Origin of the sequence: Ralstonia flatus (genome assembly GCF_958439105.1) — a bacterium.
GTDB lineage: Bacteria > Pseudomonadota > Gammaproteobacteria > Burkholderiales > Burkholderiaceae > Ralstonia > Ralstonia flatus.
The window spans coordinates 558,685-585,221 of sequence record NZ_CAUDLI010000001.1 but is presented as its reverse complement, the minus strand read 5'-3'; the positions used below and the strand labels follow the sequence as shown (position 1 = coordinate 585,221).

Genomic DNA, 26,537 nt, shown 5'->3' with positions numbered 1-26,537 from the left:
CGCAGCTCACTGGCTGGGCGCGGTCTCGGTGGGGTGAAGCGGAAGCCTGGTGCCGCAGCGCTTGCAGAATGCGGCGTCGATGTCGTGACGGTCGAACGTGCACGCGGTGCAGGCGCGCGTCGACGGCGAGGGTGGGGTCGGGCTCGGGGTTGAGGACGAACCGTCGCGCATGGTGTTCACCAGTTCCGCGCCGATGATGCCGGTGGGGAACGCGATGATGCTGTAGCCGAGCAGGATGGTCATCGACGTGATGAACTGGCCCAGCGGAGTTTTTGGCACGAGGTCGCCGAAGCCCGTGGTGGTGAGCGTGACCACCGCCCAGTACATGCTGACCGGAATGCTGGTGAAGCCATGCTGCGGCCCCTCCACGACGTACATCACCGTGCCCAGGATGATGGTGATGATGAACACCGTGCCCAGGAACACGAAGATCTTGCGCCGGGCGTTGACCAGCGCGCGCAGCAGGATCTGGGCTTCTTCAAAGTAGATCGTGAGCTTGAGCACACGGAACACGCGCAGCAAACGCAGCAGTCGTACGTCGATCAGATATGCCATTTCAGGCGCAAAGATCGCCAGCCATGTCGGCAGGATCGAGACGAAATCGATGATGCCGTAGAAGCTCAGCACATAACGCCACGGCTTGCGTACCACCAGGATGCGCATGGCGTATTCCGCCGTGAACAGCAGCGTGGCCAGCCATTCGACAACGGTGAAGAGCGTGCCCATGCGTTCGTGCACGCTGGGCAGGCTGTCGAGCATCACCACCAGGACGCTGGCGAGAATGGCGATCAGCAGCGTGACGTCAAACTGCCGGCCTGCGCGCGTTTCGGCTTCGAAGATGATGACGTACCAACGCCCGCGCCAGCCGTCCTCTTCAGGCTTGCCGAGGTACGCCGCCAGCCGCGTGTTATGCGCATGCCATCGGCTGGTACGGGCGGGGTTCTGACTCATGACAACGTTGAGCGGCTTCAGAAGCGCGGCAGGTCGGGATGCGGCAGCAGGCCGTTGCGCACGTGCAGCTTGCCGTATTCGGCGCAGCGCGCGAGCGTGGGGATGGCCTTGTCGGGGTTCAGCAAACGCGCCGGGTCGAACGCCGCCTTCACGCGCAGGAAGGCGTCACGCTCTTCGGTCGAGAACTGCACGCACATCGAACTGAGCTTTTCCACGCCCACACCGTGTTCGCCCGTCACGGTGCCGCCCAATTCCACGCACGTCTCGAGGATGTCGGAGCCGAACAGTTCGGCGCGATGCCATTCGTCCTGGTCTTCGCCGTTGAAGAGGATGAGCGGATGCATGTTGCCGTCGCCGGCGTGGAACACGTTGATGCAGCGCAGGGCGTACTTCTGCTCCATCGCCTGGATGCGTCGCAGCAGCGTGCCGATGTGCTTGCGCGGGATGGTGCCGTCCATGCAGTAGTAGTCCGGCGAGATGCGCCCGGCTGCCGGGAAGGCGTTCTTGCGTCCGCTCCAGAACTTCAGGCGCTCGGCTTCGGTTTGCGAGACCTGGATCCGCGTAGCACCCGAGGCGCGCAGCACTTCGCTCATGCGCGCGATTTCTTCGGCCACTTCTTCGGGCGTGCCGTCGGATTCGCACAGCAGGATGGCGGCGGCGTCCAGGTCGTAGCCGGCGCAGACGAATTCCTCCACGGCGGCGGTGGCCGGCTTGTCCATCATCTCCAGCCCGGCCGGGATGATGCCCGCGGCAATCACGTCGGCCACGGCGTTGCCGCCCGATTCCACATCGTCGAAGCTCGCCATGATCACCTGCGCCAGTTGCGGCTTGGGGATCAGGCGCACGGTCACTTCGGTCACCACGGCCAGCATGCCTTCTGAGCCGATCACCGTGGCCAGCAGGTCGAGGCCGGGGGCGTCGGGCGCTTCGCTGCCGAATTCGACGACCTCGCCGTCCATCATCACGGCGCGCACGCGCAGCACGTTGTGCACGGTCAGGCCGTATTTCAGGCAGTGCACGCCGCCCGAGTTTTCATTCACGTTGCCGCCGATGGTGCAGGCGATCTGCGACGACGGATCGGGCGCGTAGTACAGCCCGTGCGGGTTGGCGGCTTCCGAGATGGCAAGGTTGCGCACGCCAGGCTGGACCACCGCCGTGCGCGTGTAGGGGTCGACTTTCAGGATGCGCTTGAACTTGGCCAGCGAGAGGACCAGCCCGCCCGGGGTGGGCATCGCGCCGCCCGACAAGCTTGTTCCTGCGCCGCGCGGCACCACGGGCACGCCCATGCGGTGGCACACGCGCAGGATTTCGACGACCTGCGCTTCGGTATCCGGCAGCACCACGGCCAGCGGCACCTGCCGGTAGGCGGCGAGGCCATCGCATTCATACGGCGTGGTGTCTTCGCGCTCCCAGAGCAGCGCGTCGTCGGACACGATCTGGGACAGCGCGGCGGTCAGCTCGGCCTGCAGGGCGGTCAGATCGCGGGCGGTGGCGGACGACGACGATGGCGCATTCATGGGGTGTCTCTCATGGTTCTGCCCGCCAGCGGTGGCCGGGGTGGGAGGCACTATAGCCCGGCCGCCGCGCCGCGCGGCGTGTTAAGGACTTTTGCGGCGATGAATTTGGCTCGCCGGGGCGGCCAATGCGGTTCATCGCGGTGCAGCAGGGTTTCGCCGCCCGTTGGTGGAGGTCCGACGTTCACGATCGAGCCTTTGACTACCAGCGGCGGGGTTCAAAACACCGACCTTCACACTAAAAGTTTCGAATCTGAGGTTCGGATACCTCACGCGTGAGGCAAATACAGTCAGCGTTGATGAAAAAAACAGCAACGATGACGTTCGGAACGTCGACTTCGAGGCTCAGAGGGTCGACCCATGACGCTTTTTGCTCCGACGTTGCTGCTTTTTTCATCAACGCTGGGGTTCCGACCGTCAAGGTCGATACTAAAAGTTTCGAATCCGGTGGTTTGAGGCCCGGCGACGCGCCTCCACTGCCCACAGCTGGCGGCCGACGGCTTACCAATCCAGCCCGAGCAACCAGTCCACAAAATGCTGCGCCTCGGGCTTCATCGGTGCCTGCTCGCGCTGCACGATGTAATAAGCATGTGGCGACGTCGATTCGATGTCCAGCAGCCGCACGATCTGCCCCGAGGCCAGCCAGTTGCGCGCCATCGCCTGCCGCACCAGCGCCACGCCCTGGTTGGAGGCGACGGCTTCGAGCATCAGCCCGATGTCGTTGAAGAGCGAACCCGTGGCAGGCTCCGGCGCATCGAGCCCCGCTGCCTCGAACCACGGGCGCCACGGCTCCAGCGGGCTGCGCAGCAGCGTGAGGTTCAGCAGTTGCGATGCCTCGGTGATGGTGCTGCCGCTGATCTGCTCGAAGTAGCCGCGCCCGCATGCGGGAAACACCGGCTCGTTGAGCAGGAGCGTGGTCTTCAGGTCGGGGTAGCGGCCGGTGCCGTAGCGGATCTCGACGTCGGTGTCTTCGGCCTTCACGTCGAGGAACGGGATGGCGAGGTGCAGCTCCACGTCGATGTGCGGATACAGCGCGTTGAACTCCGGAATGCGCGGCACCAGGTGCTGACGCCCGAACGTGGGCGGGATTGCCACACGCAGCCGCGCGCGCTGCTTGCTGAATTCCGGGCGGGCCAGCTCATGCAGGCTCTTGAGCGCGTCCTGCACGCTGCGCAGGTAGCGCGTGCCGGCGGCGGTGAGCCGCAATGCCGTGCCGGTGCGCACGAACAGGTCTTCGCCCCACAGCTCTTCGAGGTTCTTGATGCGGTGCGAGACCGCGCTGGGCGTAACGGACAGCTCCTCGGCCGCGCGCGCGAAGCTCGCATGGCGTGCGCCCGCTTCAAAGGCAATCAGCAGGTGCAGCGGAGGAACGCGCTTGAAGACGGAGGCCATTACAGGTGGAAGATCTTGCCGGGGTTGAGGATGTGCTTCGGGTCCAGCGCCTGCTTGACGCTGCGCATCAGGTCGATCGCATCGTTGCCGTGTTCGGCGATGAGGAAGTCCATCTTGTGCAGGCCCACGCCATGTTCGCCCGTGCAGGTGCCGTCCATGGCAATCGCCCGCGCGACGATGCGCTGGTTGATGCGCTCGGCTTCTTCCAGTTCTTCCGGCTTGTTCGGGTCGATCAGCAGCGCGACGTGGAAGTTGCCGTCGCCCACGTGGCCGACGATGGGGGCGGGCAGTTGCAGCGCGCTGGCGAGCAGGTCCTTTTCCGTTTCCACCACGCACTCGGCCAGGCGCGAGATCGGCACGCACACGTCGGTGGTGACGGCGCGACAGCCCGGCTTGAGTTGCAGGAACGCGAAATACGCGTTGTGTCGGGCGTTCCACAGGCGGCTGCGGTCTTCGGGGCGTGTCGCCCATTCGAAGCCCTGGCCTTGATGTTCAGCGGCGATCTGCTGGACGGTCTCGGCCTGCTCCTGCACGCCATGCTCCGAGCCGTGAAACTCGAAGAACAGCGTCGGCATCTCGGGCAGCGTCAGCTTGTCGTATTGGTTGATCGCCCGGATGGCCAGCGCATCGACAAACTCCACGCGCGCAATCTGCACGCCCATCTGGATGGTGTCGATCACGGCCGACACCGCATCGCCCATGCTCGGGAAGGCGCACACCGCCGCGGACACGGCTTCCGGCTGCGGATACAGCTTCAGCGTGATCTCGGTGATGATGCCGAGCGTCCCCTCGCTGCCGATGAAGAGCCGCGTCAGGTCATACCCCGCCGACGATTTGCGCGCCCGGTTGGCCGTCTTGATGATGCGGCCGTCTGCCGTGACGACCGTCAGGTTCAGCACGTTCTCGCGCATCGTGCCGTAGCGCACGGCGTTCGTGCCGGACGCGCGCGTCGCACACATGCCGCCGACGGACGCATCCGCGCCCGGATCGATCGGGAAGAACAAACCGGTATCGCGAATCTCGGTATTGAGCTGCTTGCGCGTGACGCCCGGTTCGACCGTCACCGTCAGGTCTTCCGGGTGCACCGACAGCACGTGGTTCATCTGCGAGAGATCGAGGCTCACGCCGCCAGCCACCGCCAGCAGATGGCCTTCGAGCGACGAGCCGGCGCCATACGGGATCAGCGGAATCTCGTGCTCGAAGCACAGCTTGGCGACGGCAGCGACTTCCTCGGTGGTCTGCGCGAAGACGACGGCGTCGGGCAGCATCGGGTCGTAGGCGGATTCATCGCGGCCGTGGTGGGCGCGCACGGCTTCGGTGGTGGAGACGCGGTCGCCGAAGCGGGCACGCAGCGCGTCGAGCATGACCGGGGGGATCGGCTTGCGCACCAATCCGGGATGGGGAATCGGGTGGTTCATGGGGGTCTCGCAAGGTTGTGCGGCTCTCGGCGGGCCAATGGACCATTCTAACGCCGGGGTTGCACGCCGCTTGCGATAATGGCGGCTTGCAACGCGCCAATACAGCAACAGGAGACGCACCTTGGGCAACCGCCTATCCAAAATCGCCACCCGCACCGGCGACGACGGCACCACCGGCCTCGGCGACGGCAGCCGCACGGCCAAGGACAGTCTGCGCATCGCCGCCATCGGCGACGTCGACGAGTTGAACTCGCACATCGGCGTGCTGCTGACGGAATCGCTGCCCGACGGCGTGCGCGCGGCGCTCACTGCCATCCAGCACGACCTGTTCGATCTGGGTGGCGAACTCTGCATTCCCGGCTACACGATGGTGACGACCGCGCACGTGCTGCGGCTCGACCAATGGCTGGCCGATTACAACGCCGATCTTCCGCGGCTGGCCGAATTCATCCTGCCCGGCGGCAGCCGCGCGGCGGCACAGGCGCATGTGTGCCGCACCGTCGCGCGCCGCGCGGAGCGCAGCATCGTCGCACTCGGCCGCGCGGAGGCCATTGGCGAGGCGCCGCGTCAATACGTCAACCGCCTGTCGGACCTGCTGTTCGTGCTGGCGCGCGTGCTGAATCGCGCAGACGGCGGCACGGACGTCCTCTGGAAGCGCGACGAGCACAAGCCGGCGTAATCGCGGTCCGCATCAAACAAAACGGCCCGGCGAGGTGACGTTGCCTCGCCGGGCCGTTTGCTTTTGCTTCTGCGGTGCGCTGAATCAGTTCACGCTTGTCGGCGTCGTCGTGCTTTGCGCCACGGCGGCCAGCCCCGCCAATTGCCCCGGCGTGGTGATGGTCAGCGCCTGCGATGGCGTCGGCGCCGGGAAGCCGGCTTCGGCCAGCGCTTCCTTGATGGTGCGGTTGGTGTCGAAATAGACCTGCCAGTAGTTGTCGTTGTGCGTGTACGGGCGCACGGCCAGCACAGGCCCGACCAGGTTGAACTCCAGGATCTCAACATCGACCGCCGGATCGGTCAGCACGTTCGGAATGGCGGCCACCTTTTCCTTGAGCAGCGCGATGGCGGCGCGGTGATCGGCGCTGCCGGCCAGTTGCGCCTTCAGCTCGACGCGGCGGAACGGGTTGGAGGTGTAGTTCTGGATCGTGTCGGCGAAGATCTTGCCGTTGCCGACAATCGTGACCACGTTGTCCGGCGTGTTGATGGTTGTGGCAAACAGGCCGATCTCCTTGATCGTGCCCGTCACGCCACCGGCCGTCACGAAGTCGCCCACCTTGAACGGCCGCAGCACGATCAGGAACGCGCCCGCCGCAAAGTTGGACAGCAGGCCCGACCACGCCATGCCGATCGCCACACCGGCTGCGGCAATCAGCGCCGCGAACGTCGTCGTCTGGATGCCGAAATAGCCGAGGATGCCGATCACCAGCAGCACATTCAGCGTGACGGTGATGATGGAGCCGACATACCGCAGCACGGTCGGATCGACCTTCTGTCGACTCAGTGACCCTTCCACCATGCGCACCGCCAGGTTGATCAGCCAGCGGCCGACCACCCAGAAGACGATGGCGGCGAGGATCTTCATGCCGACGTCGGTGGCGTACTGCGCCACGATTGCCTGGTACTTGCTTGCGGTGTTGACGGCGGTGTCCGCCAGGTTGTCTGCCATGGTTGCCTCCGCGGGATGGGCAGGTGAACCCTCCTACGATATGTCAAAGGCAACGCACTTGTGTGACTTTGATACGTTTCGCTCACATTTGTTATAGATCTGCGCGTTGATGCGCGCGCAAAGAAAAAGGACGCCTGCAGGCGTCCTTCCCACATCACGCGGATGGCGTCTCAGTTGCCGCTGCCCGGCACGAGACGGCGCTTACGCACGGCGTCGGCCAGCGTTTCCAGCACCTTCACCGAATCGTCCCAGCCGATGCAGGCGTCGGTCACGCTCTGGCCGTAGGCCAGGTCGGACACCGGCGTGCCTTGCACGTGGTCCTGGCGCCCGGCGTTGATGTGCGATTCCACCATCACCCCGACGATGCGGTTGTCACCCGCAGCCATCTGGCGCGCGATGTCTTCGCACACCGGAATCTGGTTCTCGTGCTTCTTGCTGCTGTTGGCGTGCGAGGCGTCGATCATCAGGCGCGCGGCGAGGCCCGACTTGGAGATGGCGTCGCAGGCTTCCTGCACGCTGGCGGCGTCATAGTTGGGCGCCTTGCCGCCGCGCAGGATGATGTGGCAATCCTCGTTGCCGGCCGTCGACACGATGGCCGAGTGGCCGCCCTTGGTCACCGACAGGAAGTGGTGCGGCTGCGATGCGGCCTTGATGGCGTCCACGGCGATCTTCACGTTGCCGTCGGTGCCGTTCTTGAAACCGACCGGGCACGACAGGCCGGACGCCAGCTCGCGGTGCACCTGGCTTTCGGTGGTGCGCGCGCCGATGGCGCCCCAGCTCACCAGATCGGCGATGTACTGCGGGCTGATCACGTCGAGGTATTCGGTGCCGGCGGGCAGGCCCAGCTCGTTGATGTTCATCAGCAGCTCGCGTGCGGTGCGCAGGCCGTCGTTGATCTTGAAGCTGCCGTCCATGTGCGGGTCGTTGATCAGACCCTTCCAGCCGACCGTGGTGCGCGGCTTCTCGAAGTACACGCGCATCACGATTTCCAGCTCGTTCTTGAAGCGCTCGCGCTGCTCGACCAGGCGGCGGGCGTAGTCCATCGCTGCCTTGGTGTCGTGGATGGAGCAGGGGCCGATGATGACGATCAGGCGGTCGTCCATGCCGTGCAGGATGCGGTGCATCGCGTTCCGGCTCTGGTAGATCAGGTCGGACACGGTGTCGCTGCACGGGAATTCGCGGATCAGATGCGACGGCGGCGTCAGCTCTTTCAGTTCGCGAATGCGCAAATCGTCGGTGTTCTTCGGCATGGAAAGCTCCGGGGATGTGTCTTGAGTTCTATTGGAAACGTCTACTGTGTTCGGATCATGTTTCGCGTCGGTGCCGGGGTGGGGCAGGTGACAGGGCGAAAAAAAAAACCGCCAGGGTCGCTGGCGGTTTTCGGTATCTGCTGGGTGCTTTTATTTTTGCTGCAAGCGCCCCTCTCCTTCCGCCAGCGGTGCGAGATGCCAAAAGTAAAAGTAAAAAAACTTGGCGAAGGACATGAGAGGAAAACGAGGCAATGCAGGAAAAATTGTGGCGCTCAGTTGGCTTGAACCTACTGCGCCGCACCAATCGAACCGTCTTTATAAACCCTTTTTTTGAGGGCCGCAAGCGCGGATTTTCCGGGCCTGCGGCGTCAAAACGACGGTTTCAGGGCAATCAGGCGGTGCCGCCCACGGTCATGTTCTCCATGCGCAGGGTCGGCTGACCGACACCCACCGGCACGCTCTGACCTTCCTTGCCGCACACGCCGATCCCCGAATCGAGGCGCATGTCGTTGCCGATCATGGTCACGTGCTTGAGCGATTCCGGGCCGCTGCCGACCAGTGTCGCGCCCTTGACCGGGGCGGTGATCTTGCCATCTTCGATCAGGTAGGCCTCGCTGGCCGAGAACACGAACTTGCCGTTGGTGATGTCGACCTGGCCGCCGCCAAAGTTGACCGCATACAGGCCCTTCTTGACGCTGGCGATGATTTCTTGCGGGTCTTTGTCGCCGCCCAGCATGTAGGTGTTGGTCATGCGCGGCATGGGCAGGGCGGCGTAGCTCTCGCGGCGCGCGTTGCCGGTTACGGGCATCTTCATCAGGCGCGCGTTGAGCGTGTCCTGCATGTAGCCGGTCAGGATGCCGTCTTCGATGAGCGTGTTGCACTGCGTGGGGTTGCCCTCGTCGTCGAGGTTCAGCGAGCCCCGGCGGTTGGCCAGCGTGCCGTCGTCCACCACGGTGACGCCCTTGGCCGCCACGCGCTCGCCCATGCGGCCGGAAAACGCCGACGAGCCCTTGCGGTTGAAGTCGCCCTCCAGGCCGTGACCGATGGCCTCGTGCAGCAGCACGCCAGGCCAGCCCGGGCCGAGCACCACCGTCATCGTGCCGGCCGGTGCCGGCTTGGCTTCCAGGTTGACGAGCGCGGAAGAGACCGCCTCGTCCACGTATTCGCGCAACAGTTCGTCGGTGAAGTAGCCGTAGGCATAGCGGCCGCCGCCGCCGGAGCTGCCCATTTCGCGGCGACCGTTCTGCTCGGCAATGACGGTGACGGAGATCCGCACCAGCGGGCGCACATCGGCGGCGATCACGCCGTCGCTGCGCGCAACGAGCATCACGTCGTATTCACCGGCCAGGCCGGCCATCACCTGCACCACGCGCGGGTCTTTGGCGCGGGCGAGCTTTTCGATCCGCTCGAGCAGGGCAACCTTTTCGGAGGCCGTCATCGAATCGAGCGGGTCGTTCGGTGCATACAGCGAGTGGCTGCCCGGGGTGCTGGCCAGGCTGCTGGCGACCTTCACGCGGCCGGCGCCGGCTTTGCCGATCGTGCGCGTGGCACCGGCGGCCTGCATCAGCGCGGGCAGGCTGATGTCGTCGGAATACGCGAACGCCGTGCGGTCGCCCGACACGGCACGCACGCCCACGCCCTGGTCGATGCTGAAGCTGCCGGATTTGACGATGCCTTCTTCCAGGCTCCATGCCTCGTTGCGGGTGTACTGGAAGTAGAGGTCGGCGTAGTTCACGCGGTGCGTGAAGATGTCGGCCAGCGCGCGCTGCAGGTGCGCTTCATCAAGGCCGTACGGATCGAGCAGCACGCGGCGCGCGATGGACAGATTCTGGATGGCGATGTCGCCTGCGTTCATGATCGGTTCTCGTAAAAAAATTCGATTGGCTTACATCACGCGGTGCTTGAGCGCGGGCAGGTCCCGGCGCACTTGGGCGATGCGTGCGGGGTCCATGTCGCCGATGGCGACGCCTTCGCCCTCGGGCACGGAGGCAATGATCTCGCCCCACGGATCGACCAGCATGGAATGGCCCCACGTGCGGCGGCCGTTTTCATGGCGCCCGCCCTGCGCGGCGGCGAGCACATAACACTGGTTCTCGATGGCGCGGGCGCGCAGCAGGATTTCCCAGTGGGCGGCGCCCGTCACATAAGTGAAGGCCGCCGGCATCAGAATCAAGTTCAGGTTGCCCTGTGCCGCCAACGCCCGGTACAGCTCCGGAAAGCGCAGGTCGTAGCACACCGACATGCCCACGCGGCCGCACGGCGCATCGAAGGCAACCGGCGTGGCGCCGGGTTCGATGGTGCGAGCTTCGTCGTAGCGCTCTTCACCGCGCACGAAGTTGAACAGGTGGATCTTGTCGTAGCGTGCGACCCGCAATCCGGCCGGGTTGAATGCGAGCGACGTATTGCGCACGCGCTGTTCGTCTTCGCACCACATCGGCAACGTGCCGCCGACGAGCCACAGCTTGTGGCGGCGCGCGGCATCGGCGAGAAAGCTCTGGATCGGGCCGTCTTCGTCGGCTTCGCGGATGGCGACCTTGTCGGTGTCCTTGCGGCCCATCATGCAGAAGTACTCGGGCAGCAGTGCGAGTTGCGCACCTTGGGCGGCGGCCTCGGCGAGCAGGGCGTCTGCCCGCACCAGGTTGGCGTCCACGTCGATGGCCGTCACGGTCTGGATGGCGGCGACGCGAAAAGGTGCATCGAAAGGCGCATCCATACCGGATGCGACGGGGGCCGGAGCAACGGTGGTCGAGGTCATGGCGCCTATTTTGCCGAGGTTTGCGATTGGCTGCCCGAATTACCGTTGGAGGCCACTTTTTCGATCTTCGGATCGGCCCAACTGCCGGTCACGTGGTATTGCGTGACGAAGGCCTTCGACAACTGATCGCCCAGAACCAGCTGCGCGGCCAGCGTACCCAGCCCGATGGCCGGGTTGATGAACGCCGCCGCCAGCGAGGCCGATGTGGCGTCCACCTTGGGCGTGACCTTGACGCGGAGGTCCTGCGTTTCATCGAGGATGTTGGCCGAGCCCTGCATGGCCACCTGGAACTGCGGGCCCTTTACGGCAAAATCTTCGGTGTGGGCGATGCCGCTGGCGATGGTGCCGGTGGCTGCCACGCTCTCGAACGGCGTGCCGCGCCCGGTGGCGCTGCGCAGATCGGTCGCAAAATGCAGCAGCCCCTGCAGGCTCAGCACCCCGGCCAGCTTGGCCAGGCCCGGATCGACGGGCAGGAACTGGCCGCGCTCCAGGTTCAGCGCCATGCGGCCGTTAAGCGTCGGGTAGTCGATCGACATGGGCGAGCCGCGCCAGACCACGCGGCCTTCCAGCTTGCCCTTGGCACCGTCGATCACCTTGGCGAAGCCCATCTTCTGCAGCAGGTCGCCGGTGTCGCGCAGGTCGAGGTTGAAGTCGAGCAGCGTCCGGCGCTCCGGATCATCGCCGCCGCCGCGCAGGCGTCGCGGGATGCGCCACGTGCCGTGCGCTGTGAGCGTGGCGGCCGGCTGCTCGATCTTCAGCGTTTCCAGCGTCCACACCGGCGCGCCGTCGGTGATCTGGCTGCGCGCCTTGATCTCCAGCTTGCCGAGCGCCTTGCCGCGCAGGTCGAACTTGTCGGCGACGAGGTCGAGCGACGGAATTTCCTGCGAGCTGCTGGCCAGCGATTCGGTGAGCGCCGTCTCTTCCTTGGCGTCGGGGATGCTCATGCGCGACAGCCGCATCGTCAGCTCGCCGAAGGGCACGGCGGCGCTTTCGGCGTGCCAGCGCGCGCTGCCGGCAATTTCGCGCGATTCGATGGTCGATTGCCAGTTGGCACCGTCGCGCGTGGCGTCGATGCGCACGGCGTTGAAGTCGCGGCCCAGGATGCGCAGCGTTTGTGCGCGGGCGTTCAGGCGGCTGGGCAGATATGCGCTGTGGTTGCTGGAGGCGTTGGACGCATTGGCTGCGTTGGCGGCATGTTCGGCGGCAATCTGCGTGGCGCTCTTGTCAGGGGCGGGTGCAGCAAAGGCATGGCGCCAGGCGTCGACGTCCAACTGATCGAGCGCCAGATTTGCCTGCACGCCTTCTTGCGGCTGCGGCACCGGTTGCCGTACGCCGATGCCGCCGCGCAGCACCTCGACGCCGTTGCCTGTGTTGCGTTGCTCGTAGCGCGCGCTGACGATGTTGCCGACCTGCAGAACGATTTCGTCGACAGCGTTGTTGGACGCCAGCGGCTGCATCTCGAAACGCACCGGCAGCGGCTGCCCGGCCGCCTTGTTGAGCGGTGCCGGCAGACGCACCGTCATTGGCGTCAGATCAGACTGCACCTGGATGAGCGGTCGATGCTGTTTGACGCTGATGGTCGCGCTGTACGGTGCGCTGCCCTCCAGCGAGCGGGCGACGGCGGCCACGGGGCTGTTTTCGGGCGTCGTCTCGCGCAACCCTTGCGCGGAAGCGGTGCCCGCCACCTGGATGCGGATCGTGCCGTCGGGCGCGGTGCCGCCCGTGGGACGGATTTCGCCACCGGCAAAGCGTGCGCGCAGGTTGTCGAAACCGATGCCCTTTTGCGTGAAGGTCAGCGCCCCGGTCACATCGGTGAGCGGCGGCGCCTGCGGAACCAGCGTGATGTCATTGCGCAGGAACGTGACGCTGCCCTGGGCGCGCGTCGAATGCATCTCGTGCAGCGGCAGTTCCAGCTTGAGCGCCAGCGTAGCGTTGCCCTGGGCGCGCGCGTCCTTGGTGAAGTGGCCGATCCACTGGCTGATCGGGCTGGCCTCGATGTATTGCAGGAAGTTTTGCGTAGCCCCGTCGCCGCGGCCCTCGATGGTGAGCAGCGGGCTGTGGTCGCCCATGTCGGGCAGGCTGCCGTTCACGTCCTGCAGATTCACGCCCATCACCTTCGCGCGCGCCACCTTGAACGCGAGCGATGCGCGATCGAACGTCACCGTGCCATCGATGTTGGTGAACGCCGGCCAGCCGCCGGGGTGCGTCGGCGCCTGGCCGGGCGGGATGTGCGCGGCTTCGGCCGGCGCCGATTGGTACGTCACGTCCTGGATCGGCACTTCCACGCGGAAGACGCCCTTGTGCGGCGGACGGAACGGAAAGTCGTGCAGATCGCCCGCCAACGCGAAATTCACATTGTTGGCCGTGCCGGCCTGCAGTGCCCCGCCGAGGTAGTCGCGCAGATGCTGCCCAATCGATAGCGGCAGATAGCGCGGCACACGCGGCACGTTCGCGCGCTCGAGCGTGCCCTTCAGGTCGATGGTGCCGAGGTGGCTGGTGTCTGGCGCGTGACGATAGCTGCCCGTGATGCGCGCCGAGAGATCGTCGTTGGAGAACGCAAGGTTGTCGCTCGTGACGACCAGTTCCTGCTTGCGATACGTCCAGCTGAACGTGCCTTGCAGCCGGTCCAGCGGCACGCGGGCGTCGGCAAACGTGCCGGGCAGCAGCAGCGCGGTGTCGTTGGACTCGATGCGCAGCGTCCCCTTGTCGTCGGAGAAGACGGCGTTGCCGGAGAGGTTCTCAACGCCCGGCACGGCTGGCTCGGGATGCTGGCCCGGCGCCACCGCAGGCAACGCGCCAGGGCCGAACGACACCTGGCGCATCGTGGCGCGGCCAGTGAAGTGCACGGGCGCGGGTGTATTGGGCCGCCAGCGGGAGACATCGCGCTGCCAGTTGATGTCCAGATCGTCGATGCGGCCGGACGGTTGTTTTGTGCGCAGGGGTTCCAGCACGCCGCTGGGCAGCGGCAGCGCGGTGGCGATGTTGCGCAGGTCGGCCAAATCCAGTGTCGTGGCCTTGACCTGCAGGCTGCGCAGGGCGTCGCGCGAGTCCACAGCCCACCCCACGGTGACATTGCGCAAGCCGCGCGGCGTGCCCGCCGGGTTGGCCGGCGTCTGGATGCCGGGGCCTGCCAGCGCGGGGACCGACGGCGGCTGGGCGGGCAGGTTCAACGGTTGCCAGAGCAGCGTGTCGACGCGCAAGGTGTGCTCGCCGCGCGCATTGCGCTGATGGGTCGCCAGCGCCTGGAGGCTGCGCAGCTGCAGCGGGTCAAGATCCTTGCGGACCTGCAGATCGAGCTGCTGCCCTGTCAGGCGTGCCTGACTGCGCGTGAATACGCCGTCCGCAAACTCCACCGAACCATCGGACGTGAGCGTGCCGCTTTTGGCCGCGGCCAGCACGGGCACGTAGCGCTGCACGGACGCCAATTGCAGCGTATCGACCTGCCAGGACGCCTGGCCATGCCAGTGGTGCCAGTCGCCGGGGCGGGCGAGCAGGTCGTGGCGGAAATCGGCATGCAGCTTGATGGGGCCGCTGAACAGCGTGGGCGATGTGCCGCTGGCCTCCAGCCGGTGGCGCGTCGGTCCGCTGCGCAGCTGCACGCGCACGTTGCCCAGGGCGACTTCGGGCAGTTTCTGCTGTTCGTCGAGCCAGCGGACCTCGCCTTGCTGAAAGTCGATGTTGCCCTGGGAAAGCAGCTGGTCGAGGAAATTGCTGTCGCCGCCGGCGTCGGGGTTGAGCGGCATGCCGGCGACGGAGAGCGCGCCTTGCGGGTCGCGCCGTACCAGCACGTCGGCCTGGCTGGCGTGCAGCGCGGCAAAGGTGATCTGCACGCGCAGCAGTGAGCGCCAGGACAGCCGTGCCTGCACGTCCTGTACCGCGAAGGTGCGGCGGCCTGCGGTGTCGTGGGCATCGATGCGCTGGGCGCGGAAGGCCGGGTGCCAGCCTTCCCAGTAGGTTTCGAGCGAGCCGATTTCGACTTTGGCGTGCAGTGCGCTGGACGCCTCGCGCTCCATCCACTCGCGCGCCACGCTCGCGCGCGGCCACAGAATGAAGCGCACTGCCAGCATGCCCACGACGGCCAGAATGGCCAGCGCCACCGCCGTTTTCCACAGCACGCGCCACAGCTTTCGCCAGATCGGGGCGCGGAAAAAAGCCCCGATGCCCGCGCCGATGCGGCTGACTAGCCGGACCGACCGCGCCCAGGCCGAGGGCCGGCTCACCCCGCGTGTGGATAGGGTGCTGGCGTGTCCACCATCGGACTTCGGCGATTCTGGGGGCTGGGACGGGCGGGGCATGATGCGGATTATCCGATATTCAGGAGGCGGCGCCACATTTGGAGGCCGGGCGCCGCGCTTGCTGAGCGGCAAGCACGGGCAAGCACACCCGATGCCCGCGAAGCCGGAGACCGCTAGCCGGCTTTGCCTGCATTTCAGCGAGAATGGATGCTTCCGCCAATGCCCGATGGGTTCGCATGATCGATTCCGCCTTGTCCGCCCAGCCATTTCTGAAAGCCCCGGCCCGCCGGCCTGAGACGCCTGCGCCTGCACTGCCCTTTGCGCTGGCGTATTCCCGATACCTCCAGCGCCAGGCGCAAGCGCGCCAAGGTTGGGCCGAGCGCGTGCAGGCCAGCGCCGACCGTCCGGTTGACGCGGCGTGGCTGTCGGCGCGCTTTGCCGAGTTGTTCGACACGAAGGCCGTGGAGGTCGAGGTCGCGCTCAAGCGGGCGTTGCGCCTGCTGCGCAATGAAGTGTTCGGCGTACTGGTCGAGCGCGATTTGTCCGGCGCCGCGACGCTCGATGAGGTCACGGGCACGATGACCGACTTGGCCGAGTTTGCCGTGCGCACAGCCATTTCCGTGATCGGCCAGGAGCTGAGCGCACTGCACGGCAAGCCGATCGGGCAATCCACCGGCGAGGTGCAGGAGCTGGTGGTGGTCGGCATGGGCAAGCTGGGCGGGCGCGAGTTGAACGTCTCGTCAGACATCGACCTGATCTTTCTCTACGACGACGACGGCGACACCCAGGGTGGCCCGCGCCCGCTCTCCAATCATGAATATTTCACGAAGCTTGGCCGGCGGCTGATCAACGCGCTGGCCGATGTGACGGAGGACGGCTACGTCTTCCGCGTCGACATGCGCCTGCGCCCAAACGGCGATGCGGGGCCGCTCGCCTGCAGCCTGGGCATGCTGGAGGAGTACTTCGTCGTGCAGGGCCGGGAGTGGGAGCGCTACGCCTGGATCAAGGGCCGCGTCATCACCGACCCGACCAGCCCGTATGCCGGCCGCGTGATTCAGCAGTTGGAGCGCGTGACGGGGCCGTTCGTGTTCCGGCGCTATCTCGATTACGGCGTGATCTCGGCCATTCGCGCGCTGCATGCGCAGATCCGCAGCGAAGCGGCCAAGCGCAGCAACGGTGCCAATCAGCAGCGCGACGGCGAGGGCCACCTGCAGGCGCGCTCGCCCAACATCAAGCTCGGGCGCGGCGGCATTCGCGAGATCGAATTCGTGGCGCAGGTGTTTCAGCTCATTCGCGGCGGGCAGGACTTCGGCCTGCGTGTGCGGCCCACGCTGGAAGTGCTTCGGGCGGCGTCCGAGCGCGGCCTGATCGACGCCGAAGCCGTGGCGCGCCTGACCGAGGCCTACCGCTTCCTGCGCCAGCTGGAACATCGCCTGCAGTACATCGAAGATGCGCAGACGCACAACCTGCCGGGCTCGCCCGAAGATCAGCTGGGCGTGGCGCGCATGATGGGCTTTGACGACTACGCGGCGCTCGTCACCAAGCTCGAGGCGTATCAGGACGAAGTCGCCCAGCATTTCGAGCAGACCTTCTCCGACAAGCAGGACAGCCAGCCGCCGTGCGCCGCCGTCTGGCACGCCGATCTGCTCGACGACGAGCACACGGAAACCGCGCGCGCACAACTCGCTGAACTTGGCTATGCAAATCCGGAGAGCGTGCTGGAGCGCCTGCGTGCGACGCGCAATTCGCCGCGTTACCGCGCGTTGTCCGAAGTCAGCCGCCAGCGTTTCGACTTGCTGATCAACCGCGCGCTGGACCAGGCTTCGCGGCAGACCGATGCCGATGTCACCATCGCGCGCTTTCTCGATTTCTTTGATGCGATCAGCCGGCGATCCTCGTATCTCTCGCTGCTGAGCGAATACCCGCAGGCCATGGAGCGCGTGGCCCACACGCTGCACGCATCGCGCTGGGCGGCGGACTACCTCACGCGCCATCCGCAACTGCTCGATGAGCTGCTCGACGTGGAGGCGCTGTCAGCCGAGCCCGACTGGCCGGCGTTCAGGGCACGCGTGCGGGAACGCCTGGAGGCTGCGTCCGACCATGTCGAGATGCAGATGGACATCCTGCGCCAGGAGCACCATGCGGAAACCTTCCGCGTGCTGCTGCAGGACCTGCAGGGCATGCTGAGTGTCGAGCACATCAGCGACCGGCTTTCGGACCTGGCCGACGCCATGCTGGACCTCACGCTGGAAACGGTCTGGAAGCAGGTCGCCACGCGCCACCGGGAGGTGCCGCGCTTTGCCGTGGTTGCCTACGGGCGGCTGGGCGGCAAGGAACTCGGCTATGCGTCGGACCTCGACATCATCTTCCTCTACGACGACGATGACGAGCGCGCGCCGGACGTGTACGCGTCATTCGCACGCAAGCTCATTACGTGGCTGACCAGCCATACCGCCGCCGGCACGCTGTTCGACGTTGATACGCGCTTGCGGCCGAACGGTGCGGCAGGTCTGATGGTCACGCACTTCGAGGCCTTCCGCCGCTATCAGATGCGCGAGGGCGACAACGCTGCGTGGGTGTGGGAGCACCAGGCGCTCACGCGGGCACGCTTCTGCGCGGGCGATGCGGAAATCGGCGAGCGCTTTGAGGCACTGCGTACGGCCGTGTTGCGCCAGCAGCGCGAACGCGGCCCGCTGCGCGACGAGATCGTGGCGATGCGCGAGCGCGTGGCGGAAGGCCATGCGAATCCGACTGGGCTGTTTGATCTCAAGCACGACCGCGGCGGCATGGTCGATATCGAATTCACGGTGCAATTCCTGGTGCTTTTGCATAGCGCTGCGCACGCCGAGCTGACCCGCAACAAGGGCAACATCGCACTGCTGCACATGGCCGGCGAGTTGGGCCTGATCGATGCGACGGCGGCCGCGCAAGTGGCCGATGCCTACCGTGATTTCCGCGCGCGCCAGCACAAGTTGCGGCTCGATGGGCACTCGGCCGCGCGCGTTCCGGTTGATACCTGCGCGCACGAGGCCGCCCACGTGCGTGCGCTCTGGACGCAGGTGTTCGGGCCCGAGCAATGACGGCACAGCGGCACACGTTGCACACGTGGAGCGCGTGCGTTGGTGTGGCTGCGCTGGCAGCCGCTTTCTCGTTCGTGCCGTGGCTGTACGCGGTCGGGCTGTATCAACGCGACGCTGTGCGCGCAGGGCAGTGGTGGCGCATCGTGACCGCCATGTGGGTGCATCTGGACACGTGGCATTGGTTGGCCGATGCGATGGCGGCGGCAGGGCTCATCTTGCTGCTCGCGCGCGTGGTGCGGCCGCAGGTCATTGTTGGAGCGTTGGTGGTGTGCGGGGTGCTCGTGCAGGTGGCGCTGCTCAATCAGCCGGCGGTGCAGTGGTACGGCGGGCTGTCCGGTGCGCTCCATGGCCTGGCGGCATGGGGCGGGCTGCGGCTGCTGAAGCCGTCTGTGAGCGATGCCGAGGATCGCTTCTCACGCTGGATTGGCGTGGCGCTGTGCGTGGGCGTGCTGGTGAAGGTGTGGCTGGAGCAATCGTGGCTGTCGCCCATCGCCTTTGACCCGCACTGGGGGTTTGGCGTGGTACGCATTGCGCATGCGTTTGGTGCGGTGAGCGGATTGCTGATTTGGGTGCTGTGGGAGTGGCGCGCGCAAGGGAGCAGGCAGACCCCACACTGATCGGCAGCGAAGTCACGTGCCGATGCATGAAGAAAAACGGACACGCTGGCGGGGCCAGGGTGTCCGTTTTTTGCGTTGAGACGATCGCGAGAGTGCTCGATCAGCCCTTGCGACGGCGGGAGGTCAGCACACCGCTGATGAATAGCAGGGCCGCCAGTCCCAGGGGAAGGGCGCCACCGCCACCGCTCTGGTTCAGCGGGCCGGTGCCGCTGGTGCCGCCGCTGAAGGGCAGCGTGCCCGTGCCAGGCGTGGTCGTCGGCGGCGCCGTTGCGGTGACGGAAGTCGACGCCGAAGCCGTGCCGCCCAGATTGTTCGTCACTGTCACCGTGAAGCTGTAGGTGCCGGCGGCGCTGGGCGTGAAGGTGGCGGTGTAGTTGCCGTTGCTGTCCGGTCCTGCGGTAGTGGGGTTCACACCGGGGCCGGCAGTCTGTGCCCACTGGACGCCACCGCCAGACAGCGTGTTACCAAAACCCGCGCCGATCACGGCCGTCAGCGTGACTGCGTTATTGGCTACAACCGTGCTGGCCGAACTCGACACGGTGACCGTCGGGGTGCCGACCGACAGCGCGATGGCCGCGCCGGCATCCAGCATGCCGGCTCCGCAAGCGCCCGGATTCTGCGCGCAGAACGTACCGGCCGGGAACGCGCGTGCCGATTGCGTCAGGATCGCCTTGATGTCGTCCACGCTCAGCGTTGGCTTGTGGGACAGCAACAGGGCCGCAACCCCAGCCACGTGCGGCGTCGCCATCGAGGTGCCCATCTCGGTGGTGTAGTAGCTGGTGCCCGTGTCCGGGGTGGTCAAGCTGGCGTTGGACAGCGAGACGATCTTGTCGCCGGTGCCTGTGACGACCTGACCCGAGCCGCCGCCCGGTGCGCTGATCGTCGTGCCGGTACCGACGTTGGCGTAGAACGCGTTGTCGCCGTCGATCGTGTGGGCCGTCACGGCAATCACGCCGTTGCAGTTGGCTGGTGAACCAATGAACGGTGCGCCGTCGTTGCCGGTTGCCACCACGATGGTGGCGCCTCGTTTGCGGGCGGCGGTAATGACGGCCTGTTCCGCCGAGGAGCACGCGCCCGCGCCGCCCAGGCTCATGTTGACCACCTGCGCCATCGGCGAATTCACGGTCAAGGCAGTGCCGCCGGCACCGGGGACGCCGCTGGCGCCAGTGACCCAGGCCAGAGCGTCAATGATGTCCGATGTGGTGCCGCCGCATTTGCCCAGCGCGCGAGCCATCTGGATCGTCACGTTGGGCGCAATGCCCGCGACGCCGACCGAGTTGTGCTGCGCGACGATCTGGCCCGTGACGAAGGTGCCGTGCCAACTACTGTCTCTGTGAGTCCCTGCGGTGCCGCAGTAGCTGGGGTAGTTGGTGGTGTCTTGTGCCGACACCCAGTCACCCGGATCAGACGGGTTAGTGTCGCGGCCGGCGGGTGTGTCCAGCGGGTCGTTCTCGACAAAGCCCAACGGCACCGTTTTGTTGGTGGCGGGGTCGGGTGTGCCGTGGTACGCGTCGCTGCTGATGAAGTCGTAACCCGGGCGGATATTCGCGCCCACGAAATCCTCGTGATTGGTCAGCAGGCCCGTGTCGATGACAGCCACATTGACCGAGGGCGCCCCCTTGGTGCTATCCCAAGCGGTGGTGATATTGGCGCCACCTGCAGATGGGGTCGGAGGGCCGTTTGCAACCACGGTGCTCGGCCACAGGCTCCATTGCTGAGTGAACTTCGGATCGTTGGGCACGGCAGCCGGACGCATGATGCGGTCGGGCGACACATACTCGAACTGGCCACTGGCTTCCATCCGCTGCGCAACCGTTTGGGCATCGGCCAGCGACATCCCGTTAGGCAGGGTGACCACGTGGGCACCGCCCGACATGGCGCGCTTGTACATCACCGGCAATTGCGCCGCGACCGACCAACGTTGCACCTCCGCAACGTCAGCGCGCGCAATTGGGGTTCCCGGCGCAACCGATTGCGTCTTCAGGCTGCTGTTTTTCTCTTTAACGATGAGCTGCGTCACCCACTGCAAGTGCGGTGCCGGCGTGGTGGTTTTGCCCACTGCCAGCGCCGGCATTGCGTGATACGACAACAGCCCGAGCGCCACCAGCGCGCGAGCCACACCCCCTGAGACCCCTGTCTTCATGCGAATCGCCTCGATTGTTTTTGTGAGGATTGCGAAATTTGCCGAGGCATTTTCCTAAAGGATTTCCATGTCGCGAATGTTCGTTGGGTTTAAGTAGAAACCCTAGTATCGCGAGCCTGGGCAGCTATGGCCGGGCAACCCCCACTGAAAGGCCACGCACATTGTGTTAAGCCATAAAAAAACCGCCTCGCAGGGAGGCGGTTTCGTGCACCGTATGATGGTCTCAACGCGAAAGCGGACGTCGTTTGCGGCTGGCCAGCCCCAGCGCCAACAGCAACGCAGCCCCGATCAGCGGCACGGCCCCACCACCTCCGCCACCACCACTGCTGGTAGTCCCCCCGGTTGATCCGCCCGACCCCGTGCCGCTGCCCGCGCCTGCCGGCGCCGTGTTCTGCGCATAACTGACAGCACCGGCGGCGTCCAGCAGGCCCGCGCCGCAGACGCCTGTGTTCACAGCGCAAAACGTGCCGCCCGGATGCGGTCGCGCAGTCTGCTTCAGCCCGGCGAGCACCTGCGCGTTCGACAACTGTGGCTGCACGCTCAACATCAGCGCGATGGTGCCGGCTGTTTCCGGCGTCGAAAAACTTGTCCCCGCGACCGACTTGACCGTGGGGTTGCCGACACTCTGCGTACCGTCGTTGGAGTCGGCCTGGATGACCGACGTCGTGCCCGAGCAGCCGGCGGTGGTGGCCTGCGAGTTGCCGCAGCCACCGCCAGGCGCGGACAGTGCCACCTGCGGACCCACGTTCGCGTAGCTGGCGTTCTCGCCGCTGTCGACGTGCGCGGTGACGGCGATCGCGCCCGTGCAATTGGCCGGTGCGTCAACGGTTTGCGCGGCTTCATTGCCGGCGGCGGCCACCACGATGGCGCCGCGTGCGGCCAACTGGTTCACCGCGTCCTGTTCTGCCGCAGAGCACTGCGTGGTGCTGCCCAGGCTCACGTTCACCACACGCGCCGGATTGGCGTTGGCCGACACGCCAGACACGTTGATGCCGCCTGCCCACAGCATGCCGTCCACGGTGTCCGACAGCAGCGCGCCGCACTTGCCCGACACGCGGACCGGCACGATCGGCGTGTTCCAGCCTACCCCTGCGATATAGAGCCCGTTGTTCGTCTGCGCGGCGAGCACGCTGCTGACCTCGGTGCCGTGCCAGCTGCTGTTGCCGACGTCATTGCTGGTGCAGCCCGGAATGTTCTGCCATTGCGTGCTGGTCACGCCGTCGCCAAGGTCATGCGCATCCGTTCCCCGGCCGAAGGAATTACCCGCGCGCGCCGGGTCCGAAATGAAGTTGTAGCCCGGCAGGATCTTGCTCGACAGGTCGGGGTGATCCGTGTAGCCGGTATCGACCACCGCCACCACGATGCTCGTCGAGCCCTGCGTGATGTTCCAAGCCGCAGCCGCGTTGATGCCGCCCGGCACTAGCGACGGCGCGGCCAGATTGTTTTGTGTAGCGAATAGCGGGTCGTTCGGAACGGTGTTGGGCCGCAGGATGCGATCGGGTACCACATAGGCCACGCGGGCGTCCTGCGCGATCTTGTTGACGGTCGCCTGGATGCTGGCGGCATCGGTCAGGCCGGTGTGCAGGAGCTGCGCGTTCGTCGCCAGCGTGCGCTTGACCTGCAGCGTGCTGCCCGCAGCTTGCGCCACCGACAGCAAGCGGTTGTTTGCCTCGCTGGCCGAAAGCGTCTTGCGCGTGCCGCTCGTGTCGTCGCGCCATTTGATGATCAGGTCACCGGTGTACTGCGGTTGCGGCGCGGCTGCTGCGGCCGCTGTGGCGACTTGGCCGCCCACCATCCAGGCAAGACAGGCAAGGCTGGCGCCTGCGCGGCGCCAAGACTTCAACCGGAAGAGGGAGGGGGTCATCAGCGCGGGCTCCGTGGTGTCTCGTTGTGATGAGAAACGTCGTCAGGATGTGATCGTTGACAGACCGTTACACAAAAACAAAGGTAGCACGCGACTCGTCCGCCCGGTGTGGTGACAAATGCCGATGACGTTTACGTGGCGAAAGGCCTGCCAGTGCGCCGCCATCGCAGCAGAATACGGACCCGGCTGCGACGAGGAACCGGAAATCGGGCGCCACGCGGCACCCGATGATTCACAGTGTGGAGCGGTGTTGCGGGGTTCAGCGTTGGATCTTCACGACGCGATCCGGATCGGCCGAAGCAACGCCTGGCGTGTTGCGCAACGCGGTCACCGCGCCGTCCAGCGTGGCCGATGCATCGCCCGAGGTGGCGCGCACCAACCAGAATCCACCAGACATCGGGCGTACCACCGCAAAGGCCAGTCGCGGTGTTGCGCGCGCGCCAGCAGCATCCAACAGACCCTGCACGGTGGTCGATGACGTGGTCGGCGTGTTCAGCCCGATGATGACGTCGCCCACGCTGTGTGCGGCCGACACCGAAGCCGGCGGCTGGGTGTTGGTCGATGCAGGGTCCATGGCAGGCGGCTTGCCGGGATCAATGGCCGGCACGGACTTGCATGCGGCCAGCAGGCACAACCCAAGAGCCACCGCCAGCGCAGGTTTGGCAGACGACAACAGCGATCGGGGGCGGGCGGCCGATTGGATCATGCGGGCCATGAAGTTCTCCTTGGATTCGGTAGACGACGTTTGCGTCGGGTGCGGCCGGAACCTGCGTGCCAACGACGGCAGCCATGGTTCCGGTATAGGCGATCACTGCGCCACGCGGCGGGATTTCCGCGTGGAGGTTTCCGGCGCCGATTGCGCGCGGCCGGCAGCGAGCATTTCGTCCGCATGGCGGCGCGTGGTGTCGGTCAGCGACGCGCCGCCCAGCATGCGGGCGATTTCGTCGACGCGGCCCGTGGCGTCCAGCACCACGAGGTCGGAACGCGTGCTGCCGGCCACCGTTTGCTTGGCGACCTGAATGTGGTGATTGGCCAGCGCGGCTACTTGGGGCAGGTGCGTGACGCACAGCACCTGGCGGCGCATGCCGAGTTCGCGCAGGCGTCGTCCCACGACCTCCGCCACCGCACCGCCGATGCCGGAATCCACTTCGTCGAAGATCAGCGTGGGCGTCGGGCTGGCCTCGCTGGCAATCACCGAGATGGCCAGGCTGATGCGCGCCAGCTCGCCGCCCGAGGCGACCTTCGCCAACGGCCGCGGCGAAACACCCGCATGCCCGGCCACGAGGAATTCGACCTGTTCCAGCCCCGCCGCGCCGCCTTGGTCCAGCGCGTGCAGCGCGATGTCGAAGCGCCCGCCGGCCATCGACAGGCCTTGCATGGCGCCGGTCACGGCATCGGCCAGCTCGCGTGCGGCCTTGGCGCGGTCGCGCGACAGCGATTGCGCCACCGTCATATAGGCAGCGTGGGTTTGCGCTTCCTGAGCCTGCAGTGCGTCAAGGTCGGACTCGGCTTGCAGCGCCGCCAGTTGTGCCTGGCGTTCAGCCAGTTCGGCAGGCAGCGTTTCGGGGGCGACGCGGTATTTGCGCGCCATGGTGTGCAGCGCCTGCATGCGCGCATCGACTTCGGCCAGCCGATCCGGATCCAGCTCCGCGCGGTCGGCATAGCGCGCGAGCGTGTGCACGGCTTCCTGGATCTGCACTTCGGCCGGCTCGAGCGCGGCCAGCACATCGGCAAGCGCGGGGTCGATCTCGGCCAGTTCGCGCAGCGTATGGAGCGTCGCGCCCAGTTGCGTGAGCACCGCGCCTTCGGATTCGGACAAACCGTCCAGCGCCGCGCGGGTGCCTTCGATCAGGCTGGCCGCGTGCGACAGGCGGTGATGCTCGGCCTGTATCTCTTCCCACTCGCCGGGTTGGGGGCCAAGCTTCTGCAATTCGTTGACCTGCCATTCGATGCGCTCGCGTTCGAGCTGGGCTTCGCGCGACTGCTGCTCGGCAGCTTCGCGTGCGCGCACCACGGCGTGCCACTCGCGGTAGCGCTCGCCGACCACGCGCACGGCGCCTTCCAGGCCCGCGTGGGCATCGAGCAGGCTGCGCTGCGCGTCCGTCTTGAGCAGCAATTGATGCGCGTGCTGGCCGTGGATGTCGACCAGATGCTCACCCACTTCGCGCAGTTGCGCCAGCGTGACGGCCGCCCCGTTGATGAAGGCCTTGCTGCGGCCGGCGGCATCGACCGTGCGGCGCAGCAGGATGACCCCTTCGTCGTCGTGCAGTTCATGCGCTTCGAGCCATGCGGCCACGTGCGGATGCACGTCAAACTCGGCGGTGATGTCGGCGCGCGGCGCCCCTTCGCGGACGACGGCCGCATCGGCGCGCTCGCCCAGCGTCAGGGCAAGTGCATCGATCAGGATGGATTTGCCCGCGCCGGTTTCGCCCGTGAATACGGTAAAGCCGTCGGCCAGATCGAGATCCAGCGCGTGAACGATGACGAAATCGCGGATGGTGAGGCTGCGCAGCATGGAAACGGTGAGCGAAAAGTTTTTAGAACCTGCTCATGATTCGTAGCGAGCGGCCCGAGGTTGAAGCGAGAAGCGCAGCCGTACACGCGTACGGCGGGCATTGCAGGTTCAAGATCGGGCCGCGCAGCAGGATCATGGGCAGGTTCTTAGAGCCGGTTGTCTTCGGTCGGGTACTCGTGCCAGTGCAGCTTCTTGCGCAGCGTGGCGTAGTAGTTGTAGCCGATCGGGTGCAGCAGCCGCACCGTACGCTCGGAGCGGCGGACCACGATGCGGTCGCCGGGCAGCAGGGACGTGAGCGACTGCATGTCGAAGTTGACGCTGGCATCACGCCCGCTGGTGACCTGGATGACCACCTCGGCGTCGTGCGGAATGACGATCGGCCGGTTCGACAGCGAGTGCGGCGCGATGGGCACCAGCACCAGACCCGAGAGCGCCGGATGCAGGATCGGGCCGCCCGCAGACAGCGCATACGCCGTCGAGCCGGTCGGCGTGGAAACGATCAAGCCGTCCGAACGCTGGTTGTACATGAAGAAGCCGTCGACCGATACGGCCAGTTCCACCATCCCCGAGGTGCCGGAGCGGTTGACCACCACGTCGTTGAAGGCGAGGGCGGAGAAGATGACCTCGTCGTCGCGCACGACCTGGGCTTGCAGCAGCGTGCGGGTTTCGGCCTCGTAGCGGCCCGCCAACATGTCGGGCAGCACGCTGTGCACGTCGTCGAACGGGATGTCGGTCATGAAGCCGAGCCGCCCGTGGTTGACGCCGATCACGGGGACGCTGGCGCCGGCCAGGTGGCGCCCGATGCCGAGCAGCGTGCCGTCGCCGCCGAGCACGACGGCCACATCGGCGTGGCGCGCCATCTCTTCGGGCGGAAGGGCGGGGTAGTCCTGGACGCCGATGTTGAGCGCCGTTTCGCGCTCGAACACAATGTCATGCCCGCGCCCGGCGATGCAGGATGCCAGCTCCATGAGCGGGCCGGCAATGTTGGCGGCCGAATACCGGCCGACCAGCGCAACGGTCTTGAAAGGCGAGACAGGCGAGGCGGCGGGAGCTTGCGGGGCCACGGCGGACGGGGAAGTCGACATGCGCGCATTACACCATATCGATATGACCATCGCCACGTTAGCGCGAGTTTCG

At 66.2% G+C, this 26,537-nt stretch carries 17 protein-coding genes; 3 read left to right on the top strand and 14 right to left on the bottom strand.

Annotation, left to right across the window (positions count from 1 at the left end; all coding sequences use genetic code 11):
- Positions 1 to 6: 6 nt before the first annotated feature.
- From R2676_RS02785 to R2676_RS02770, 4 genes are all read right to left on the bottom strand, one after another.
- Positions 7 to 951 carry an ion transporter gene (locus R2676_RS02785; protein WP_206274259.1) on the bottom strand — a complete coding sequence of 315 codons (945 nt, stop codon included), beginning with the start codon at positions 949 to 951 and terminating at the stop codon, positions 7 to 9.
- A gap of 17 nt (positions 952 to 968) precedes the next feature.
- Entirely contained in the window at positions 969 to 2,468 is a 1,500-nt protein-coding gene (locus tag R2676_RS02780; protein WP_206274258.1) for an FAD-linked oxidase C-terminal domain-containing protein, read from the bottom strand.
- Between the two features lie 498 nt (positions 2,469 to 2,966).
- Positions 2,967 to 3,857, bottom strand: coding sequence for a LysR substrate-binding domain-containing protein (locus tag R2676_RS02775; RefSeq protein WP_045787641.1), 891 nt, complete (start codon positions 3,855 to 3,857; stop codon positions 2,967 to 2,969).
- Positions 3,857 to 5,275, bottom strand: a complete 1,419-nt coding sequence (locus R2676_RS02770) for an FAD-binding oxidoreductase (protein ID WP_206274257.1) — start codon at positions 5,273 to 5,275, stop codon at positions 3,857 to 3,859. The genes R2676_RS02775 and R2676_RS02770 overlap by 1 nt, the downstream gene beginning before the upstream one ends.
- Positions 5,276 to 5,396: 121 nt before the next feature.
- Between R2676_RS02770 and R2676_RS02765 the strand changes: the two genes are divergently transcribed.
- Positions 5,397 to 5,954, top strand: coding sequence for a cob(I)yrinic acid a,c-diamide adenosyltransferase (locus R2676_RS02765; RefSeq protein WP_062737928.1), 558 nt, complete (start codon positions 5,397 to 5,399; stop codon positions 5,952 to 5,954).
- Between the two features lie 84 nt (positions 5,955 to 6,038).
- Here R2676_RS02765 and R2676_RS02760 read toward each other — a convergent pair whose 3' ends face one another.
- The 5 genes from R2676_RS02760 to R2676_RS02740 form a co-directional block, all read right to left on the bottom strand.
- Positions 6,039 to 6,941, bottom strand: coding sequence for a mechanosensitive ion channel family protein (locus R2676_RS02760; protein WP_102066753.1), 903 nt, complete (start codon positions 6,939 to 6,941; stop codon positions 6,039 to 6,041).
- 170 nt (positions 6,942 to 7,111) lie between these two features.
- Positions 7,112 to 8,191, bottom strand: coding sequence for a 3-deoxy-7-phosphoheptulonate synthase AroG (gene aroG, locus R2676_RS02755; RefSeq protein WP_004631640.1), 1,080 nt, complete (start codon positions 8,189 to 8,191; stop codon positions 7,112 to 7,114).
- Positions 8,192 to 8,582: 391 nt separating this feature from the next.
- The gene (gene tldD / locus R2676_RS02750) at positions 8,583 to 10,046 is read right to left on the bottom strand and encodes a metalloprotease TldD (protein WP_024974813.1); all 1,464 of its coding nucleotides are present in this window, start codon (positions 10,044 to 10,046) and stop codon (positions 8,583 to 8,585) included.
- A gap of 30 nt (positions 10,047 to 10,076) precedes the next feature.
- Positions 10,077 to 10,946, bottom strand: a complete 870-nt coding sequence (locus tag R2676_RS02745) for a carbon-nitrogen hydrolase family protein (protein WP_206274256.1) — start codon at positions 10,944 to 10,946, stop codon at positions 10,077 to 10,079.
- Positions 10,947 to 10,951: 5 nt separating this feature from the next.
- Complete coding sequence (locus tag R2676_RS02740) at positions 10,952 to 15,241, bottom strand: YhdP family protein (RefSeq protein ID WP_206274255.1); 4,290 nt, start codon at positions 15,239 to 15,241, stop codon at positions 10,952 to 10,954.
- A 176-nt stretch (positions 15,242 to 15,417) separates the two neighbouring features.
- On the opposite strand from R2676_RS02740, the gene glnE reads away from it, so the two are divergent.
- The gene (gene glnE / locus R2676_RS02735; protein ID WP_206274254.1) at positions 15,418 to 18,261 is read left to right on the top strand and encodes a bifunctional [glutamate--ammonia ligase]-adenylyl-L-tyrosine phosphorylase/[glutamate--ammonia-ligase] adenylyltransferase; all 2,844 of its coding nucleotides are present in this window, start codon (positions 15,418 to 15,420) and stop codon (positions 18,259 to 18,261) included.
- Positions 18,258 to 18,878 carry a rhombosortase gene (gene rrtA, locus R2676_RS02730; protein WP_206274253.1) on the top strand — a complete coding sequence of 207 codons (621 nt, stop codon included), beginning with the start codon at positions 18,258 to 18,260 and terminating at the stop codon, positions 18,876 to 18,878. The genes glnE and rrtA overlap by 4 nt, the downstream gene beginning before the upstream one ends.
- A 100-nt stretch (positions 18,879 to 18,978) precedes the next feature.
- Here the strand turns inward: rrtA and R2676_RS02725 are convergent, their stop codons facing one another.
- From R2676_RS02725 to R2676_RS02705, 5 genes are all read right to left on the bottom strand, one after another.
- Positions 18,979 to 21,021: a S8 family serine peptidase gene (locus R2676_RS02725; RefSeq protein WP_316856625.1), complete on the bottom strand. Its 2,043-nt coding sequence runs from the start codon at positions 21,019 to 21,021 to the stop codon at positions 18,979 to 18,981.
- 223 nt (positions 21,022 to 21,244) lie between these two features.
- Positions 21,245 to 22,885: an MprA protease, GlyGly-CTERM protein-sorting domain-containing form gene (gene mprA / locus R2676_RS02720; protein ID WP_206274251.1), complete on the bottom strand. Its 1,641-nt coding sequence runs from the start codon at positions 22,883 to 22,885 to the stop codon at positions 21,245 to 21,247.
- A 259-nt stretch (positions 22,886 to 23,144) separates the two neighbouring features.
- Entirely contained in the window at positions 23,145 to 23,591 is a 447-nt protein-coding gene (locus R2676_RS02715; RefSeq protein WP_206274329.1) for a hypothetical protein, read from the bottom strand.
- Between the two features lie 102 nt (positions 23,592 to 23,693).
- Positions 23,694 to 25,400, bottom strand: coding sequence for a DNA repair protein RecN (gene recN, locus R2676_RS02710; RefSeq protein WP_206274250.1), 1,707 nt, complete (start codon positions 25,398 to 25,400; stop codon positions 23,694 to 23,696).
- A gap of 146 nt (positions 25,401 to 25,546) precedes the next feature.
- Positions 25,547 to 26,485, bottom strand: a complete 939-nt coding sequence (locus R2676_RS02705) for an NAD kinase (RefSeq protein WP_206274249.1) — start codon at positions 26,483 to 26,485, stop codon at positions 25,547 to 25,549.
- Positions 26,486 to 26,537 lie beyond the last annotated feature (52 nt).

Excerpts from the sequence above, each read along its gene's own strand:
- R2676_RS02785 (WP_206274259.1), bottom strand. The coding sequence starts at position 951 with ATGAGTCAGAACCCCGCCCGTACCAGCCGATGGCATGCGCATAACACG.
- R2676_RS02780 (WP_206274258.1), bottom strand. The coding sequence starts at position 2,468 with ATGAATGCGCCATCGTCGTCGTCCGCCACCGCCCGCGATCTGACCGCC.
- R2676_RS02775 (WP_045787641.1), bottom strand. The coding sequence starts at position 3,857 with ATGGCCTCCGTCTTCAAGCGCGTTCCTCCGCTGCACCTGCTGATTGCC.
- R2676_RS02770 (WP_206274257.1), bottom strand. The coding sequence starts at position 5,275 with ATGAACCACCCGATTCCCCATCCCGGATTGGTGCGCAAGCCGATCCCC.
- R2676_RS02760 (WP_102066753.1), bottom strand. The coding sequence starts at position 6,941 with ATGGCAGACAACCTGGCGGACACCGCCGTCAACACCGCAAGCAAGTAC.
- aroG (WP_004631640.1), bottom strand. The coding sequence starts at position 8,191 with ATGCCGAAGAACACCGACGATTTGCGCATTCGCGAACTGAAAGAGCTG.
- tldD (WP_024974813.1), bottom strand. The coding sequence starts at position 10,046 with ATGAACGCAGGCGACATCGCCATCCAGAATCTGTCCATCGCGCGCCGC.
- R2676_RS02745 (WP_206274256.1), bottom strand. The coding sequence starts at position 10,946 with ATGACCTCGACCACCGTTGCTCCGGCCCCCGTCGCATCCGGTATGGAT.
- R2676_RS02740 (WP_206274255.1), bottom strand. The coding sequence starts at position 15,241 with ATGCCCCGCCCGTCCCAGCCCCCAGAATCGCCGAAGTCCGATGGTGGA.
- glnE (WP_206274254.1), top strand. The coding sequence starts at position 15,418 with ATGATCGATTCCGCCTTGTCCGCCCAGCCATTTCTGAAAGCCCCGGCC.
- rrtA (WP_206274253.1), top strand. The coding sequence starts at position 18,258 with ATGACGGCACAGCGGCACACGTTGCACACGTGGAGCGCGTGCGTTGGT.
- R2676_RS02725 (WP_316856625.1), bottom strand. The coding sequence starts at position 21,021 with ATGAAGACAGGGGTCTCAGGGGGTGTGGCTCGCGCGCTGGTGGCGCTC.
- mprA (WP_206274251.1), bottom strand. The coding sequence starts at position 22,885 with ATGACCCCCTCCCTCTTCCGGTTGAAGTCTTGGCGCCGCGCAGGCGCC.
- R2676_RS02715 (WP_206274329.1), bottom strand. The coding sequence starts at position 23,591 with ATGATCCAATCGGCCGCCCGCCCCCGATCGCTGTTGTCGTCTGCCAAA.
- recN (WP_206274250.1), bottom strand. The coding sequence starts at position 25,400 with ATGCTGCGCAGCCTCACCATCCGCGATTTCGTCATCGTTCACGCGCTG.
- R2676_RS02705 (WP_206274249.1), bottom strand. The coding sequence starts at position 26,485 with ATGTCGACTTCCCCGTCCGCCGTGGCCCCGCAAGCTCCCGCCGCCTCG.